General features: G+C 60.5%; 15 protein-coding genes. 12 read left to right on the forward strand and 3 right to left on the reverse strand.

Annotated features, from left to right (window positions below; genetic code table 11):
- Positions 1–214: 214 nt before the first annotated feature.
- Positions 215–1,564, forward strand: coding sequence for a spinster family MFS transporter (locus AC1RQB_RS08475; protein ID WP_063342705.1), 1,350 nt, complete (start codon positions 215–217; stop codon positions 1,562–1,564).
- A 167-nt stretch (positions 1,565–1,731) separates the two neighbouring features.
- Here AC1RQB_RS08475 and rapA read toward each other — a convergent pair whose 3' ends face one another.
- Positions 1,732–4,578: an RNA polymerase-associated protein RapA gene (gene rapA / locus AC1RQB_RS08480; protein ID WP_063342706.1), complete on the reverse strand. Its 2,847-nt coding sequence runs from the start codon at positions 4,576–4,578 to the stop codon at positions 1,732–1,734.
- A gap of 230 nt (positions 4,579–4,808) precedes the next feature.
- Between rapA and AC1RQB_RS08485 the strand changes: the two genes are divergently transcribed.
- The 3 genes from AC1RQB_RS08485 (at position 4,809) to ccoM (ending at position 5,677) form a co-directional block, all read left to right on the forward strand.
- Positions 4,809–5,150, forward strand: a complete 342-nt coding sequence (locus tag AC1RQB_RS08485; RefSeq protein ID WP_063342707.1) for a hypothetical protein — start codon at positions 4,809–4,811, stop codon at positions 5,148–5,150.
- A 104-nt stretch (positions 5,151–5,254) separates the two neighbouring features.
- Positions 5,255–5,416 carry a hypothetical protein gene (locus tag AC1RQB_RS08490; protein WP_008074569.1) on the forward strand — a complete coding sequence of 54 codons (162 nt, stop codon included), beginning with the start codon at positions 5,255–5,257 and terminating at the stop codon, positions 5,414–5,416.
- Positions 5,417–5,560: 144 nt separating this feature from the next.
- Entirely contained in the window at positions 5,561–5,677 is a 117-nt protein-coding gene (ccoM, locus tag AC1RQB_RS08495) for a cytochrome c oxidase subunit CcoM (RefSeq protein ID WP_007906619.1), read from the forward strand.
- A 272-nt stretch (positions 5,678–5,949) separates the two neighbouring features.
- On the opposite strand, the gene AC1RQB_RS08500 is transcribed toward ccoM, so the two are convergent.
- Both AC1RQB_RS08500 and AC1RQB_RS08505 read right to left on the reverse strand, forming a co-directional pair.
- Positions 5,950–7,425, reverse strand: coding sequence for an inorganic phosphate transporter (locus tag AC1RQB_RS08500; protein WP_063342708.1), 1,476 nt, complete (start codon positions 7,423–7,425; stop codon positions 5,950–5,952).
- Between the two features lie 377 nt (positions 7,426–7,802).
- On the reverse strand, positions 7,803–8,003 hold the full coding sequence (locus tag AC1RQB_RS08505; protein WP_007903846.1) for a hypothetical protein: 201 nt from the start codon (positions 8,001–8,003) through the stop codon (positions 7,803–7,805).
- Positions 8,004–8,669: 666 nt separating this feature from the next.
- Here AC1RQB_RS08505 and pcaR point away from each other — a divergent pair.
- From pcaR to AC1RQB_RS08545, 8 genes are all read left to right on the forward strand, one after another.
- A complete protein-coding gene (pcaR, locus tag AC1RQB_RS08510; protein ID WP_008074568.1) occupies positions 8,670–9,512 on the forward strand; it encodes a pca regulon transcriptional regulator PcaR in 843 nt (280 codons plus the stop codon).
- 286 nt (positions 9,513–9,798) lie between these two features.
- Entirely contained in the window at positions 9,799–11,145 is a 1,347-nt protein-coding gene (pcaK, locus tag AC1RQB_RS08515) for a 4-hydroxybenzoate transporter PcaK (protein ID WP_008074567.1), read from the forward strand.
- A gap of 284 nt (positions 11,146–11,429) precedes the next feature.
- The gene (locus tag AC1RQB_RS08520) at positions 11,430–12,287 is read left to right on the forward strand and encodes a CoA transferase subunit A (protein WP_007903838.1); all 858 of its coding nucleotides are present in this window, start codon (positions 11,430–11,432) and stop codon (positions 12,285–12,287) included.
- Positions 12,287–13,066 (forward strand): CoA-transferase subunit beta, encoded by a 780-nt coding sequence (locus AC1RQB_RS08525; RefSeq protein ID WP_063342709.1) that lies wholly within the window; start codon positions 12,287–12,289, stop codon positions 13,064–13,066. The genes AC1RQB_RS08520 and AC1RQB_RS08525 overlap by 1 nt, the downstream gene beginning before the upstream one ends.
- On the forward strand, positions 13,063–14,268 hold the full coding sequence (gene pcaF / locus AC1RQB_RS08530) for a 3-oxoadipyl-CoA thiolase (protein ID WP_198537239.1): 1,206 nt from the start codon (positions 13,063–13,065) through the stop codon (positions 14,266–14,268). The genes AC1RQB_RS08525 and pcaF overlap by 4 nt, the downstream gene beginning before the upstream one ends.
- 51 nt (positions 14,269–14,319) lie before the next feature.
- Complete coding sequence (gene pcaH / locus AC1RQB_RS08535) at positions 14,320–15,024, forward strand: protocatechuate 3,4-dioxygenase subunit beta (protein ID WP_063342711.1); 705 nt, start codon at positions 14,320–14,322, stop codon at positions 15,022–15,024.
- Position 15,025: 1 nt separating this feature from the next.
- On the forward strand, positions 15,026–15,592 hold the full coding sequence (gene pcaG, locus AC1RQB_RS08540) for a protocatechuate 3,4-dioxygenase subunit alpha (protein WP_063342712.1): 567 nt from the start codon (positions 15,026–15,028) through the stop codon (positions 15,590–15,592).
- 157 nt (positions 15,593–15,749) lie between these two features.
- Positions 15,750–17,114, forward strand: a complete 1,365-nt coding sequence (locus tag AC1RQB_RS08545; RefSeq protein ID WP_063342713.1) for a 3-carboxy-cis,cis-muconate cycloisomerase — start codon at positions 15,750–15,752, stop codon at positions 17,112–17,114.

Genomic DNA, 17,114 nt, shown 5'->3' on the forward strand with positions numbered 1-17,114 from the left:
CCCCCCCCCCCCCCCCCCCCCCCCCCCCCCCCCCCCCCCCCCCCCCCCCCCCCCCCCCCCCCCCGCTCCCACAAGGTATTGTGGCGTTTGGGAGGGTTCGGTTGCCATGGGCTGATATCAGGCTGGCGAATGATGACAGACACGCCGCGCGCGCCTGACTAGATTGCAGTTTCCGGGGGCAGCGACGCCTTCATAACAATAAAGAGACGGACCCATGCAGAACTCGACCCAAGCGGCGAATGCCTGGCGCATTCTGTTCCTGCTGTTCCTGGCCAATCTGTTCAACTTCTTCGACCGCACCATCCCGGCGATCATCATCGAGCCGATCCGCATGGAATGGCATCTCAGCGACTTTCAACTGGGGATCATCGGCACCGCTTTCACCATCGTTTACGCCATTGCCGGCCTGCCCCTTGGGCGATTGGCCGATACCGGTTCGCGCAGCAAGTTAATGGGCTGGGGCCTGGCAGCATGGAGCGGGCTGACTGCGGTCAACGGGCTGGTGGGCAGTTTCTGGAGTTTCCTGATCGTGCGCATGGGCATCGGCATCGGTGAGGCCAGTTACGCGCCGGCTGCCAACTCGCTGATCGGCGATTTGTTCCCGGCTCATCGTCGAGCTCGGGCCATGGGTATTTTCATGCTTGGCCTGCCGCTGGGGTTACTGCTGGCGTTTTTCACCATCGGCTGGATGGTCAAGGCGTTCGACAGCTGGCGCGCGCCGTTCTTTATCGCGGCAGTGCCGGGGCTGGTCCTGGCGGTGTTCATGTTCTTCATCAAAGAGCCAAAACGCGGCGCGGCGGAAAGCGTGCAAGTGTCTCAGGAACGCGTGGACCGGCCGATCCGTCGAGTGCTGGCGGTGCCGACTTTCCTGTGGCTGGTGATGGCGGGGCTGTGTTTCAACTTCGCGACTTATGCCTGCAACTCGTTTCTGGTGCCGATGCTGCAGCGATATTTCCTGATGCCATTGCAGGAGGCAGCGGTGGCGACCGGGGTGATCGTCGGGGTGACCGGGCTGTTCGGCCTGACGCTCGGCGGCTGGATCGCCGACAAGATTCACCAACGCGTGGCCAATGGGCGGCTGCTGTTCGCGGCGTTCAGCCTGATCATTTCGACCGTGTGTACCGCTTGGGCGTTGCACGCCGGACGCATCGAGATCGGGGTGTTTGTCGCGGTGTTCAGCCTGGGTTGGTTGTTTGCCTACAACTTCTATACCTGCGTGTACACGGCGATCCAGGACGTGGTCGAACCGCGTTTGCGGGCCACGGCGATGGCGTTGTTCTTTGCCGGTCTGTATTTGCTGGGCGGCGGATTGGGGCCGGTGGTGGTCGGCGGATTGTCGGATCACTTTGCGCACACGGCCATGTTGTCGGCCGGCGCCGAGCAGATGACTGAAGCGTTCAAGGCGGTCGGCCTGCATGACGCGATGTACCTAATCCCGGTGGCGCTGTTCTTTACCATGGTGTTTCTGTTTTTGGCATCGCGGTGTTTTGTAAGGGATGCCAAGCGGATGAAAGAGGGGTTGGTGGCGGTGGTTGAGCCTGCGGGTTCTGCGGTGACTGCCTGATCGCCATCGCGGGCAAGCCCGCTCCCACAGGGATTTATGTCGTCCACATAACCTGTGGGAGCGGGCTTGCCCGCGATGAGGCCCTCAAAAACACCACAACAATCAAGCAGACAAAAAAAGGCCCGCATCACTGCGGGCCTTCTTTTTAGTGGTGGAGCAGAAGTGGTTTAACCCGCCACCAACACCCGAATCGCTTCCAGTCGCAGCGCCGCCTTGTCGAGCATGGCCAGGCCTTGCTCACGTTGCTTGCGCAGGGCAACCAGTTCGCTGTCGCGCACGGTCGGGTTGACCGCTTGCAACGCGGTCAGGCGCGCCAGTTCTTCTTCGGTATCCGCCGCCAGGCGACGTTGCGCCTCGGCCACGCGCTCGGCGTGACGCGGGGTGATTTTCTCTTCGCCGGCGTTGATCCGTGGCGTCAGCTGGTCGCGCTGGGCCTGGATGAACTTGTTGGCGCTGGCGCGGGGTACGCTTTCCAGTTGGTCGTTCAGGGTTTCGAACGACACCCGGGTCGACAGGTCGTTGCCATTGGCATCGAGCAGGCAGCGCAGGGCGGCCGGCGGCAGGTAACGGCCCAGCTGCAGCGAGCGCGGAGCAACGACTTCGCTGACGTAGAGCAGTTCCAGCAACACGGTGCCCGGTTTCAGCGCCTTGTTCTTGATCAGCGCCACGGCGGTGTTGCCCATCGAGCCGGACAGGACCAGGTCCATGCCGCCCTGAACCATCGGGTGTTCCCAGGTGATGAATTGCATGTCTTCGCGAGACAGTGCCTGGTTGCGGTCGTAGGTGATGGTCACGCCTTCGTCGTCGCCCAACGGGAAGCTCGCGTCGAGCATTTTTTCGCTTGGCTTGAGGATCAGCGCGTTTTCCGAATGGTCTTCGCTGTCGATGCCGAAGGCGTCGAACAGGGTTTCCATGTAGATCGGCAGGGCGAACTGATCGTCTTGTTCGAGGATGTCCTCGACCAGCGCATCACCTTCGCCAGCACCGCCGGAATTGAGTTCCAGCAAACGGTCGCGACCTGTGTGCAGTTCGGCTTCCAGACGCTCGCGCTCGGTGCGGGCTTCGTCGATCAGCGCCTGCCACTCGCTATCGTCGGCGTTTTCCAGCAGCGGCAGCAGGCGCGGGCCGAACTGATGCTGCAAGGCGTTGCCGGTCGGGCAGGTGTTGAGGAACGCGTTCAGCGCTTCGTGATACCACTGGTACAGCCGCTCTTGCGGGCTGGTTTCCAGGTACGGCACGTGCAGCTCGATGATGTGCTTCTGACCGATCCGGTCGAGACGACCGATACGCTGCTCCAGCAGGTCCGGGTGCGACGGCAGGTCGAACAGCACCAGATGGTGCGAGAACTGGAAGTTGCGACCTTCACTGCCGATTTCCGAGCAGATCAGCACCTGAGCACCAAATTCTTCGTCGGCGAAGTAGGCGGCGGCGCGGTCGCGCTCGAGGATGTTCATGCCTTCGTGGAAGACCGTGGCCGGAATACCGGAACGCACGCGCAGGGCGTCTTCCAGGTCCATGGCGGTTTCGGCGTGGGCGCAGATCACCAGCACTTTGGTGCGCTTGAGCATTTTCAGGGTGTCGATCAGCCACTCGACACGCGGGTCGAATTTCCACCAGCGCTCTTCTTCGTTGGCGTCCGGCTGGGCCTGGAAGCTGACTTCCGGGTACAGCTCGGCGTGATCGCCCAATGGCAGTTCGAGGTATTCAGCCGGGCACGGCAGCGGGTACGGGTGCAGTTTGCGCTCCGGGAAACCCTGCACGGCGGCGCGGGTGTTACGGAACAGCACGCGGCCGGTGCCATGTCGGTCCAGCAGTTCGCGGACCAGACGGGCGCTGGCTTCGGTGTCGCCATCATTGACGGCAGTCAGCAGGGCTTCGCCTTCGTTGCCGAGGAAACCGTGAATGGTCTTGTGCGCTTCAGGCGACAGACGCCCTTTGTCCAGCAGCTCCTGAACGGCTTCGGCCACCGGGCGATAGTTTTCGCTCTCGGCGCGGAAGGCGTGCAGGTCATGGAAACGGTTCGGGTCGAGCAGGCGCAGACGCGCGAAGTGACTGTCCTGACCCAGTTGTTCCGGAGTCGCGGTCAGCAGCAAGACGCCGGGAATGACTTCGGCGAGTTGCTCCACCAGCGAATACTGAGGGCTGACCTGATCTTCGTGCCACACCAGGTGGTGCGCTTCGTCGACCACCAGCAAATCCCAGCCGGCCGCGAACAGCGCGTCCTGGGCTTTCTCGTCATCCACCAGCCATTCGAGTGCAACCAGTGCGAGCTGGGTGTCTTCGAACGGGTTGGCGGCATCGCTTTCGATAAAGCGTTCTTCGTCGAACAGCGCGACTTGCAGGTTGAAGCGGCGGCGCATCTCCACCAGCCATTGGTGCTGGAGGTTTTCCGGCACCAGGATCAATACGCGACTGGCGCGGCCCGAAAGCAGTTGGCGATGGATTACCAGACCGGCTTCGATGGTCTTGCCCAGGCCCACTTCGTCTGCCAGCAGAACCCGCGGCGCGATGCGGTCTGCGACTTCACGGGCAATGTGCAACTGGTGCGCGATCGGTTGCGCACGCACGCCGCCCAAACCCCAAAGGGAGGATTGCAACTGGCGGCTGGTGTGTTCCAGGGTGTGATAACGCAGGGAGAACCAGGCCAGCGGATCGATCTGGCCGGCGAACAGGCGGTCGCTGGCCAGACGGAATTGAATGAAGTTCGACAGTTGGGTTTCCGGCAGGGTGACCACTTCGTTCTGCGCGTTGAGGCCGTGGTAGACCAGCAGGCCATCGACATCGTCGACTTCCTGGACGGTCAGTTTCCAGCCTTCGAAGTGAGTGATGCTGTCACCCGGCGAAAACCGCACGCGGGTGAGGGGCGCATTCCTTAGCGCGTACTGGCGAGTGTCGCCAGTGGCCGGATAGAGCACGGTCAACAAGCGGCCGTCCTGTGCCAGAACGGTGCCCAAACCCAGCTCGGCTTCGCTGTCACTGATCCAGCGTTGCCCCGGTTGATACTGCTGCGCCATGCTGCCTGACTCCCACCTTGAAAAAGCGGGCTATCTTAACGGAATGAGCCTTCAGGACCAAAGGATTACATGCGCGCACCGATGGAGGATGCGAACTTTTCAGGCGCTGAAGATCAAAAGATCGCAGGCTGCGCCAGCTCCTACGGTGCCAGGGGGGGCACAAGTTTGCGACCGATGGCTCAAGTCGTCACCCCCGCAGCCGACAGCCTGCTGACAGGAGACTAATTAATATGTTGCCACCGATGCTCCCCTTGAGCGCCGTACCAATCACTTCACAGCAGGATCCGATTCGCCAGCGCCCGGATATTGCGCCCGTGGTGCCGGTGCAGGAAAGCTCCAACGAAAGCACCATCGACCTGCAAAAACGCGATCCGGAAGAGGCGGGCCTGCAACTGCGCGAGGAACAGCGTCGGCAACAGGAGCGCGAGCGCCGTCGTCGTGAGGCCGATGAGGATCCTGAAGAGCACCTGGCGATTCCCGGTAATGAGCTCAATGCCGACAACACCGTACCGGTGGTGCCGTTGATGGAGGATCAGCCACGTCAGGGGTTGTGGGTCGATATCGAAATCTGAAGTGTCGGATCACTGGTCAGCGCCCGCGCCAGACCGCATTATTGGCGTAATCCTGTCGCCTTTACCGGCAGTTGAATTCATTTCCAAGCGATGCACTGAACGCCATGAGCCAAGATGACAAGCTGATCGACCTCAACGCCGAACGCGCCAAGCGGGTTCATGACCTTAATGAAAAGCGCCTGAACGAAGTACGCCAGGCGTTCGAGCAGGCGATGCCGTTGGGCAAAGCGAAGAAAAAGCCGAAGAACAAACCGAAAAAGCGTTGAAACACCCTGCATCGGTTGATGCAGGTCAGTTATTTCCCTTCCTTTTACGCCCGTCTCGGGCGGCATTGATCCCGGTCAATTTTCTCTCCTGCCCGATTGGTTAACTTAGCCCCATCGCAACAAGGCAAGTGCAGGAGGCCAGTCATGTTTTTCGACAACGTGGTGATCGCCGGAGTGCTGACAGTCGGCCTCATGGTTCTGTTTTTTGCAGGGTTTGGATTTTTTATCTGGAAGGATTCGCATAAGCGGAAAAAACCGTAGGGTCTTTCTGGAGTAATGAGCACGCAAGGCATTTTGGGCGACTTCGGTCGCCCTTTTTTTTGCCTGCAAAAAACTGTCGGATGTACATAGAACTACTGTGGGAGCGGGCTTGCTCGCGAAGGCGTCAGGTCAGCCAACATCAATGTTGAATGACACACCGCTTTCGCGAGCAAGCCCGCTCCCACATTTGATTTGTGGTGTTTTTTGGGAAGATTGCAGCAATAAAAAAGGCGCGAACCTCACGGAACGCGCCTTTTTTGTGCCGCTATGTATCAGCTACCCAGTGCCTTCGATGCCAGCCAGAACAGGCCGGCCGACAGGGCCACGGTGGCGGGAAGGGTCAGGACCCAGGCCAGCAGGATGGTTCTGACGGTGCCGCCTTGCAGGCCGCTTTTGTTCGCGACCATCGTACCGGCCACGCCTGAAGACAGGACGTGGGTGGTGGAAACCGGCAGGCTGAAGATGTTCGCCGCGCCGATCATGCACGCGGTGGTGATCTGCGCCGACATGCCCTGGGCATAGGTCATGCCTTGCTTGCCGATTTTCTCGCCGATGGTCAGGACCACGCGTTTCCAACCGACCATGGTACCCAGGCCGAGGGCCAGTGCGACCGCCAGAATCACCCAGAACGGGGCATATTCGGTGGTGGTGGTCAGGTCCTTGCGCAGTTTGTCCAGGTCAGCCTTTTCACGGGCAGCGAGGCCTGGCAGCTTGGCGACTTTCTTCGCGGTGTCGTCCAGGCAGAGCAGATAGCGACGTACTTCGATGCGGCTTTCCGACGGCAACGAATGGTAGTCGGCTACACCTTTAAGGGTGCCCAGCAGCGCTGAAATGGTCGGTTCGGTCTGTTGCGGGTTGCAACGGAATTTCTCCGGCAGATCGCCTTTCACGCTTTTGCCCAGTGCCAGGAACTCACCCAGGGATTCGCGGTTGCGCTCGTAGAACTGGCTCAGGTGCAGGGTCGCATCGCGAGTACGTTCGATCTGGTAGGTGGTGCTGTTCAGGTCGAGAACGAACTGCGCCGGCACGATGCCGATCAGCACCAGCATGATCAGGCCGATACCTTTCTGGCCATCGTTCGAGCCGTGTACGAAGCTGACAGCCATCGCCGAAATCACCAGCACCAGACGGTTCCAGAATGGCGGGTGTTTCTTGTCGTCGATCTTGCGGCGCTGTTCCGGTGTCTTGTGCATCTTGGACAGCGGACGCCACCATTTAAGGCTGATCAGCACCAGGGCAGCGATCAGGAAACCAGCCATCGGCGAGAACACCAGGGACGCACCGATATCGATCGCCTTCTGCCAGTTCACGCCATCGGCCAACGGAATATCGTTGATCAGGGCGTTGGCCAGGCCGACACCGAGGATCGAACCGATCAACGTATGAGAGCTGGAGGCAGGGATACCGAAGTACCAGGTGCCCAGGTTCCAGGTGATGGCCGCGGCGAGCAACGAGAACACCATGGCCAGTCCGTGACCGGTGTTCACATTGATCAGCAGTTCTACCGGCAGCAAATGGACGATGGCATACGCCACGCCCACACCGCCCAGCAGCACGCCGAGGAAGTTGAACACACCGGAAAAGAACACCGCCAGATGAGGCGGCATGGCTTTGGTGTAGATAACAGTGGCCACCGCGTTTGCGGTGTCATGAAAGCCGTTGATGAACTCGAAGGCGAGGACAAAGGCCAGGGCGAGCAAGAGGCTCACAAGCACCCAAGCATCCAGTCCGCTGAATAAATCGATCATGAAGGTTTTCTGACCCGGTCGTAAGGGGGCGCGATTATGCCAGAAAAGATGGGTAATCGATGCACTAGCTGCTCATCGGTTACATTCTTCAACGAATTAATTTGTGGCAATCCCCTTGGCCCCAGGTTTTTTCAGGGTTTTACAAGTCATTGAATTCACTTGCAAAGGCTGTAGCCACAAGGGTTTCTCCCGGCAGGGCGAGAGGCTTGAATGCGTGTATGAAATATCTGAGAAGAGGGTCGGACAGGAGCCATTTACCTCATCCAGGGGATGAGGGGACCGTCGCCCGCTTGTAGCGGGCGCGAAAAGCATCATCGATACAACCCGCTTTTAGCAGGTGTAGATGCAGGCTCTTGAAAGAATTCAAACCGAGGCAGTCATGGCTCTTCGGCTTTGAGTTCCTTTTCCATCTTCTGCAATTCCTGGGAGAAGGCCTGGTCCTGAACGGTGGCGCGTTTACGCCAGGGTTTGCGTTCGGGTTCGGGCTGAGCGGCGTAGGTGGTGACTTCCCCGCCGTAAACTTCCTTGTAACGTTGTTCCTGGCGCTCAAGTTCCGCGCGCAGTTCGTCTTTCGTCACAGTGCTACCTGATTGAGTTGAGATTAATTCTGGTGAAACGCGCTGCATCGATTTATTGACCACGCTCGTTGAAGGGACAATGCCTGGCACGGCATCGTTCCCTCGGAGCAATCAATTCGTCCTTGTTGCAGGCGGCCACGGCACCAGAGAAAAACAGCTGACGTAGCATCAGTCTCCTGTTTCAGCGAGCGCGTTGGCGGAGCATATGAAATGAGCGTCAGGCGCTTGCTGCGGACAGCGGCAATGGATATTGCGCTGCCGGTTGGCGAAATCGGCACGTAAAAAACCGGTCGCCACTGAGATGCATTATAGCGGTCGATCCGAAGAACACTATCTCTTGAGAGTTAAAAGTAGTTCCTCGTGTGTGATTGTTTTGTTACTCGCAAACTTTTACCGGTAACTACGGTGCCGTGATGCCAGTTACAGCGGTGACTTTCTGGCGCCATTAAGCCGAATGAATTAGTAAACCGGAGCTTCTTTAAAACGTGACCGAAAATAACAAACATATTGCAGGGGGATGAAAGCAGTAGGGCTCACTATAAGCAACCACTGATTGCGATTATCGGCCCATGGTTCGATAATCGCCCAATCTTGGTGGCCGATGGCTTGTGTATCAGACCGGGAGCCGCTTGTAATAGTCGCTGATCCGTGTGGGAAACAACCGATATGAACGATCAAATGCGCAATTCCTTCGCTTCAGTGGCACCGCCGATCGTTGCCTCGCCCGCCAAGCGAATCCAGGCGCTGACCGGTGACCCGGATTTCATGACCTCCCTGGCCCGTGGCTTGGCGGTGGTGCAAGCGTTCCAGGAGCGCAAGCGGCACCTGACCATTGCGCAGATCAGCCATCGCACGGAAATTCCCCGCGCTGCTGTGCGACGTTGCCTACATACCCTGATCAAGCTCGGCTACGCCACCACCGACGGACGCACCTATTCGCTGTTGCCCAAAGTATTGACCCTGGGCCATGCCTATTTGTCGTCGACGCCATTGGCAGTTTCTGCCCAGCCGTATCTGGACCGCATGAGCGAGCAACTGCATGAGGCCTGCAACATGGCCACGCTGGAGGGCGATGACATTTTGTACATCGCGCGCTCGGCGACCACCCAGCGGCTGATTTCCGTCGACCTTTCGGTGGGCGGGCGATTGCCGGCCTATTGCACGTCCATGGGCAGGATTCTTCTCGCCGCGCTGGACGACACGTCACTGCGCGAATACCTCGACCATGCAGAGCTGCAAGCCAAGACCAGTCGCACGTTGCATACCCCCGAGGCGTTGCTCGAATGCCTGCAAGAGGTACGGCAGCAAGGCTGGTGCATCGTTGATCAGGAATTGGAGCAGGGCCTGCGCTCAATTGCCGTGCCGGTGTACGACGCTTCTGGCCAAGTGGTGGCGGCCTTAAACGTCAGCACCCACGCCGGCCGGGTCAGTCGCAACGAGCTGGAACAACGTTTCTTGCCCGGCCTGCTAAGTGCCAGTCGCGACCTGAGCGCGCAGCTCTTTGCCTAAGCTGTTCGATAAACGCACAGAGTCGCGTTTATCGAATTGACGCTCTTTCCCTCGGATCATTAATGTCGCGGCAGCGTCATCCGGCACTACAGGTCTTCAGTCAGTCGTCGGATCACGCCCCAATAATAATGAGAAGAGGCATCGTCATGCGCACGTTTCCCGACTGTCGCTGTTCCCATCGGTTTAGCTGCCGAAACCGGATTGCCTGATCCCGACCTCCTTTCTTGTCATAGCGTCAGCCCCGGCTGGCACCTGTTCGACTGCGTTTTTGCGTGGAATAAAAATAATGAACCAGCCTCAGTCTGCTGTAGGAAACTGCCTCGACGTGCAGTCCTTCATCAACACTCAACCCATTTCGCGCTACCAATGGCGGGTGGTGATTCTATGTTTCCTGATTGTTTTCCTCGATGGCCTCGACACCGCGGCCATGGGTTTTATCGCGCCGGCACTGTCCCAGGACTGGGGCATCGATCGCGCCAGTCTCGGCCCGGTGATGAGTGCGGCGTTGATCGGGATGGTCTTCGGCGCTTTGGGTTCCGGCCCATTGGCTGACCGCTTCGGGCGAAAAGTCGTACTGGTGGGCGCGGTGTTGGTGTTCGGCGCTTTCAGCCTGGCGTCGGCCTATAGCACCAATGTTGACCAACTGCTGGTACTGCGATTCCTCACCGGCCTGGGCCTGGGCGCCGGCATGCCGAACGCCACCACGCTGCTGTCCGAATACACCCCGGAGCGCAAAAAATCCCTGCTGGTGACCAGCATGTTCTGCGGCTTCAACCTCGGCATGGCCGGAGGCGGGTTCATCTCGGCCAAACTGATTCCGGCCTTCGGCTGGCACAGTCTGTTGATGATCGGCGGGGTTCTGCCGTTGATCCTCGCCGTCGTCTTGCTGTTCTGGTTGCCGGAATCGGCGCGTTACCTGGTGGTGCGCAATCGCGGCACGGACAAAGTGCGCAAGACCCTGGCGCCGATCGACCCGGCGATGGTGGCTCAGGCTTCTAGCTTCAGCGTGCCGGAACAGAAAACCGTGAAGGCGCGCAATGTGTTTGCGGTGATCTTCTCCGGCACCTACAGCACCGGCACGTTGTTGCTGTGGCTGACGTACTTCATGGGCCTGGTGATCGTTTACCTGCTGACCAGTTGGTTGCCGACTCTGATGCGTGACAGCGGCGCGAGCATGGAGCAGGCGGCGTTCATTGGTGCGCTGTTCCAGTTCGGTGGGGTGTTGAGCGCAGTGGGTGTGGGCTGGGCGATGGACCGGTTCAATCCGCACAAGGTCATCGGCATTTTCTACTTATTCGCCGGGGTGTTTGCCTACGCGGTAGGACAGAGCCTGGGCAGCATCACATTGCTGGCGACCCTGGTGCTGGTGGCCGGGATGTGTGTCAACGGCGCGCAATCGGCGATGCCGTCGCTGGCGGCGCGGTTTTACCCGACTCAAGGGCGGGCGACCGGTGTGTCGTGGATGCTCGGGATTGGCCGCTTCGGCGCGATCCTCGGTGCATGGATGGGCGCAACGTTGCTGGGCCTGGGCTGGAACTTCGAACAGGTGCTGACGGCGCTGGTGATTCCGGCCGCGTTGGCGACCACGGCGGTGGTGATCAAGGGCATGGTCAGCCATGCGGATGCGACCTGAGGGCAAGTTTGATCGTTCCCACGCTCTGCGTGGGAATGCTTCAACGGACGCTCTGCGTCCGCTTCTGGGACGCGGAGCGTCCCGGGCTGCATTCCCACGCGGAGCGTGGGAACGATCGGCGCAGGAGATCGGTAGTGAGACAACAATCTGTTCGATAAACGAACACTCAGTCGATTATCGGATTGTTTAGCGTTTTTCAGGGGCTTAACCTTCAGTCATTCCGGCGCCGAACCTCGCGCCTTTTTCTACCACTGTCGGTTCATAACAAAACGGGAGCCTGCCCCATGGCTGAAATCCTTTCGCTGCATGACGCGGTAAAGCAGTTCGTCAACGACGGCGATACCGTCGCGCTCGAAGGCTTTACTCACCTGATTCCTACGGCGGCGGGTCACGAAATCATCCGCCAGGGCAAGAAAGATCTGACCCTGGTGCGGATGACGCCCGACTTGATCTACGACCAATTGATCGGTGCCGGTTGTGCTCGCAAGCTAATTTTTTCCTGGGGCGGTAACCCAGGTGTGGGCTCGCTGCACCGTCTGCGTGACGCGGTCGAAAGGCAGTGGCCGCATGCGCTGGAAATCGAAGAGCACAGTCACGCCGACCTGGCCAATGCCTACGTCGCGGGCGCTTCGGGCTTACCGTTCGCGGTGCTGCGTGCCTACGCCGGCTCCGACCTGCCGAAGGTCAACCCGCTGATCAAAACCGTCACGTGCCCGTTCACCGGCGAAGTGCTGGCGGCGGTGCCGTCGGTGCGCCCGGACATCACCGTGATTCACGCGCAGAAAGCCGATCGCAAAGGCAACGTGCTGCTCTGGGGCATTCTCGGCGTGCAGAAAGAAGCGGCGCTGGCCGCCAAGCGCTGCATCGTCACTGTTGAAGAAATCGTCGACGACCTCAACGCACCGATGAACGCTTGCGTGCTGCCGACCTGGGCCTTGAGCGCGGTCTGCCATGTACCGGGGGGGGCGCATCCGTCCTACGCCCACGGTTACACCGAACGCGACAACCGCTTCTATCAAGCCTGGGACCCGATTGCCCGCGACCGTGAAACCTTCACCGCGTGGATCAACGAGTACATCCACGGTTGCGCTGACTTCAGTGAGTTCCAGGCCAAGCTGGCCGCTGCTTCGGAGGCCAAGTAATGACTTACACCACCAATGAAATGATGACCGTCGCCGCCGCCCGCCGTCTGAAAAACGGTTCCGTGTGCTTCGTCGGCATCGGTCTGCCGTCGAAAGCCGCCAACCTGGCACGTCTGACTTCCTCGCCAGACGTAGTCCTGATCTATGAATCGGGTCCGATCGGTGCCAAGCCGAGCGTACTGCCATTGTCGATCGGTGATGGAGAACTGGCGGAAACCGCCGACACTGTCGTCCCGACCGGTGAGATTTTTCGCTACTGGTTGCAGGGCGGGCGCATCGACGTCGGTTTCCTCGGCGCCGCGCAAGTCGACCGTTTCGGCAACATCAACACCACCGTCGTTGGCGACTACCACGCGCCGAAAGTTCGCCTGCCAGGTGCCGGTGGCGCGCCGGAGATCGCCGGTTCCGCCAAAAGCGTACTGATTATCCTCAAGCAGTCGGCGCGCTCCTTTGTCGACAAACTCGACTTCATCACCTCGGTCGGCCATGGCGAGGGCGGTGATTCGCGCAAGCGTCTCGGCCTGCCGGGTGCCGGTCCTGTCGGCATCATTACCGACCTGTGCATCATGGAACCCGAAGCGGATACTCATGAATTCGTGGTCACCGCGCTGCACCCGGGAGTGACCCGCGAGCAAGTGATTGCCGCCACCGGCTGGGCGATTCGTTTTGCCGATCAGGTGGAAAACACCGCCGAGCCCACCAAGCTCGAGTTGACCGCGCTGCGCGATCTGGAAGCTCGCACCGCTGCCGCCCATGGCCAAGCACCTGGAGAAGCCTGATGCGTGACGTTTATATCTGCGACGCCATTCGCACTCCCATCGGCCGTTTCGGCGGCGGCCTGTCGGCGGTTCGCGCCGATGATCTGGCCGCCGTGCCGATCAAGGCGCTGATGGCGCGCAACCCCTCGGTGGACTGGAGCGCGGTGGACGAGGTGTTCCTCGGTTGCGCCAACCAGGCCGGCGAAGACAACCGTAACGTAGCACGCATGGCGTTGTTGTTGGCGGGCCTGCCGGAAACCATTCCCGGGGTCACCCTCAATCGCCTGTGCGCTTCGGGCATGGATGCGATCGGTACGGCGTTTCGGGCCATCGCCAGTGGCGAGATGGAGTTGGCGATTGCCGGCGGCGTCGAGTCGATGTCCCGCGCACCGTTCGTGATGGGCAAGGCCGATGCGGCGTTCTCGCGCAACATGAAGCTGGAAGACACCACCATCGGCTGGCGTTTCATCAACCCGTTGATGAAGGCCCAATACGGCGTGGATGCGATGCCGCAGACCGCCGATAACGTGGCCGACGATTACCGGATTTCCCGCGCCGATCAGGATGCGTTCGCCCTGCGCAGTCAGCAACGCACGGCCGCCGCGCAAGCCGCCGGATTTTTCGCCGAAGAAATCGTCGAAGTGCGCATTGCCCACAAGAAGGGTGAAAGCGTGGTCACGCAGGATGAGCATCCACGTGCTGACACGACTTTGGAAACCCTGGCCAAACTCAAACCGGTCAATGGCCCGGACAAAACCGTCACCGCCGGCAATGCCTCCGGTGTGAACGACGGTGCGGCGGCGTTGATTCTGGCCTCGGCCGAAGCCGTTAAAAAGCACGGCCTGACCGCCCGCGCCAAAGTACTCGGCATGTCCAGCGCCGGTGTTGCACCGCGGGTGATGGGCATCGGCCCGGTGCCGGCGGTGCGTAAATTGACTGAGCGCCTGGGCCTGGCGGTTAGCGATTTCGACGTGATCGAACTCAACGAAGCCTTCGCCAGCCAAGGCTTGGCCGTGCTGCGTGAGTTGGGGCTGGCTGACGACTCGGCCCAGGTCAACCCGAACGGTGGCGCCATTGCCTTGGGCCATCCGCTGGGCATGAGCGGTGCGCGACTGGTACTGACCGCGCTGCATCAGCTGGAAAAAACCGGTGGCAAGAAAGGTCTGGCGACCATGTGCGTCGGTGTCGGCCAGGGTCTGGCGTTGGCGATCGAACGGGTCTGACACGCTTGGCTGTGAATAAAGCGTCGACTAATAAGAACTGAGGAAAGCGTAATGACTGACAAGCCTGGTTACCGTCGCCCGCAGGCGGGCACTCAGCCGGAATACCTGCACCCTCCTTATCAATCCACCAACCTTCGCTCGCCGTCCAAGCCGTTGGTGTTTTTGCCTCATTCGCTGTCGGAAATCACCGGGCCGACCATCGGCGCCGAGCGCATCCAGGAGCAGGATAACGACCTGACCGCGCAGCACGAGGGCGAGCCGCTCGGCGAGCGCATCATAATTCACGGCCGCGTGCTGGATGAAAACGGTCTGCCGGTGCCAGGCATTCTGGTGGAGATCTGGCAGGCTAACGCCGCCGGTCGCTACAACCATGCGCGCGACCTGCACGACGCACCGCTGGACCCGAACTTCACCGGCACCGGCCGCACCGTGACCGACGCCGATGGTTGGTATCAGTTCCAGACCATCAAGCCTGGCGCCTATCCGTGGGGCAACCATCACAACGCATGGCGTCCGGCGCACATCCATTTCTCACTGTTCGGGCCGAGTATTCTCACGCGTCTGGTGACCCAGATGTATTTCCCGGGCGATCCGTTGCTGGCCTACGATCCGATCTACAACTGCGTGCCCGATACCAGCGCCAAAGAGCGCCTGATCGCCCGTTTCGACCTGGAAAAAACCATCCCTTCCTACGCCCTCGGTTATCGTTGGGACATCGTCTTGCGCGGCCGCGAAGCCACGCCGATGGAGAAATAAGATGACGCTGAACGCGACCACGTCCCACACCGTCGGGCCGTATTACCACATCGGCCTGACCTGGCTGAACCGTGAAGACCTGACCGTTGCACAAACCCTCGGCGAGCGCGTGGCAATCACCGGGCAAGTCGTCGATGGCAATGGCGACTTCGTCAACGACGCCATGCTCGAAGTCTGGCAGGCCAACGCCGCCGGCAAGTACGACCATCCCGAAGACGATCAGGACAAACCCCTGGACCCGAATTTCGAAGGGTTTGGCCGGGTGCCGGTGGATGCAGAAGGGCGCTTCCGCTTTACAACGATCAAACCGGGAACCGTGGAAGGCTTGAAGGGAACGACCCAGGCGCCACATTTGGTGGTATTGGTGTTTGCTCGCGGGTTGGTGAAGCACTTGCTGACGCGGATCTATTTCGATGGTGAACCGGCCAACGTGGCGGACCCGTTGCTGGAGTGCGTGCCAGCCGAACGCCGCAACACCTTGCTGGCGAAGCGGGATGCTGCGGGTGTTTATCAGTGGAATGTGGTTCTGCAGGGTACGGATGCCGAGACGGTGTTCTTCGATTATTGAAATCAAGATCAAAAGATCGCAGCTTTCGGCAGTTCCTACCGGGAAGGGGTATGGTTCCTGTAGGCGCTGGCGTCGCCTGCGATCTTTTGGCGCCTGCACAACGACCTTTGATTTCTACGCGTTGGCCTGACCGGCCCCACGCCTGCAAGGACTGTTTATGAACCAGCGACCGGGCAATCAATTGTTCGATGCCTACTTCACGGCACGCGACATGCGTGAGGTGTTCTGCGATCAGGGCCGGGTTCAGGCCATGCTTGATTTCGAAGCAGCACTGGCCCGGGCCGAGGCGCGGGTTGGGCTGATTCCGCAGACGGCTGTCGCGTCTATCGAAGCGGCATGTCGGGCCGAGCATTACGACTTCGCCGCGCTGGGTGAGGCCATTGCCACGGCGGGGAATTCGGCGATTCCACTGGTCAAGGCGTTGGGCAAGCAGATCGCCAAGAACGATGCCGAAGCCGAGCGTTACGTGCATCTGGGCGCGACCAGCCAGGATGTAATGGACACCGGCCTGGTGCTGCAACTGCGCCGCGCACTGGAATTGATCGAAGCTGATCTGGCGCAACTGGGGGAAACCCTCGCGACCCAGGCCTGGCGTTACGTTGCCACGCCGCTGGCCGGGCGCACCTGGCTGCAACATGCGACGCCGGTCACCCTCGGCATGAAAATCGCCGGTTGGCTGGGGGCGGTGACGCGTAGCCGTCAGCGTCTGCTGGAACTCAAACCGCGCCTGTTGGTGCTGCAATTCGGTGGTGCCTCCGGCACCCTCGCGGCCCTTGGCGAGCAGGCGATGCCGATTGCCGAAGCCTTGGCCGCAGAACTGCAACTGACCTTGCCGGAACAACCCTGGCACACCCAGCGCGATCGTCTGGTGGAGTTTGGCGCGGTGCTCGGACTGATCGCCGGCAGCCTCGGCAAACTCGGTCGCGACATCAGCCTGTTGATGCAGACCGAGGCCGGCGAAGTGTTTGAACCGTCGGCGCCGGGCAAGGGCGGTTCTTCGACCATGCCGCACAAACGCAACCCGGTGGGCGCAGCGGTGCTGATCGGTGCGGCGACGCGGGTGCCGGGCTTGCTCTCGACCTTGTTTAGCGCGATGCCGCAGGAGCACGAACGCAGCCTGGGCTTGTGGCATGCCGAATGGGAAACCCTGCCGGAGATCTGCTGTTTGGTGTCAGGCAGCTTGCAGCAAGCGCTGTTGGTGGCCGACGGACTGGAAGTGGAGGCCGACCGCATGACACGCAACCTCGACCTGACCCAGGGCCTGGTACTGGCCGAAGCCGTGAGCATCGTGCTGGCACAACGGGTCGGTCGCGACACCGCGCACCATCTGTTGGAGCAGTGCTGCAAGCGCGCAGTGGCCGAGCAACGTCATTTGCGCGCGGTGCTCGGTGACGAGCCGCAGGTGACTGCCGAGCTGTCGGACGCTGAACTCGATCGTCTGCTGGACCCCGCCCATTACCTCGGTCAGGCCCATGCCTGGGTCGAGCGAGCGGTGGCTGAACATTTTGCGTTGATAGCTTGA

It is taken from the genome of Pseudomonas sp. GW822-FHT02E03 (assembly GCF_058802325.1).

Excerpts from the sequence above, each read along its gene's own strand:
- AC1RQB_RS08500 (WP_063342708.1), bottom strand. The coding sequence starts at position 7,425 with ATGATCGATTTATTCAGCGGACTGGATGCTTGGGTGCTTGTGAGCCTC.
- AC1RQB_RS08475 (WP_063342705.1), top strand. The coding sequence starts at position 215 with ATGCAGAACTCGACCCAAGCGGCGAATGCCTGGCGCATTCTGTTCCTG.
- pcaR (WP_008074568.1), top strand. The coding sequence starts at position 8,670 with ATGAACGATCAAATGCGCAATTCCTTCGCTTCAGTGGCACCGCCGATC.
- AC1RQB_RS08485 (WP_063342707.1), top strand. The coding sequence starts at position 4,809 with ATGTTGCCACCGATGCTCCCCTTGAGCGCCGTACCAATCACTTCACAG.
- pcaH (WP_063342711.1), top strand. The coding sequence starts at position 14,320 with ATGACTGACAAGCCTGGTTACCGTCGCCCGCAGGCGGGCACTCAGCCG.
- pcaK (WP_008074567.1), top strand. The coding sequence starts at position 9,799 with ATGAACCAGCCTCAGTCTGCTGTAGGAAACTGCCTCGACGTGCAGTCC.
- AC1RQB_RS08520 (WP_007903838.1), top strand. The coding sequence starts at position 11,430 with ATGGCTGAAATCCTTTCGCTGCATGACGCGGTAAAGCAGTTCGTCAAC.
- AC1RQB_RS08525 (WP_063342709.1), top strand. The coding sequence starts at position 12,287 with ATGACTTACACCACCAATGAAATGATGACCGTCGCCGCCGCCCGCCGT.
- pcaG (WP_063342712.1), top strand. The coding sequence starts at position 15,026 with ATGACGCTGAACGCGACCACGTCCCACACCGTCGGGCCGTATTACCAC.
- rapA (WP_063342706.1), bottom strand. The coding sequence starts at position 4,578 with ATGGCGCAGCAGTATCAACCGGGGCAACGCTGGATCAGTGACAGCGAA.
- ccoM (WP_007906619.1), top strand. The coding sequence starts at position 5,561 with ATGTTTTTCGACAACGTGGTGATCGCCGGAGTGCTGACAGTCGGCCTC.
- AC1RQB_RS08490 (WP_008074569.1), top strand. The coding sequence starts at position 5,255 with ATGAGCCAAGATGACAAGCTGATCGACCTCAACGCCGAACGCGCCAAG.
- AC1RQB_RS08545 (WP_063342713.1), top strand. The coding sequence starts at position 15,750 with ATGAACCAGCGACCGGGCAATCAATTGTTCGATGCCTACTTCACGGCA.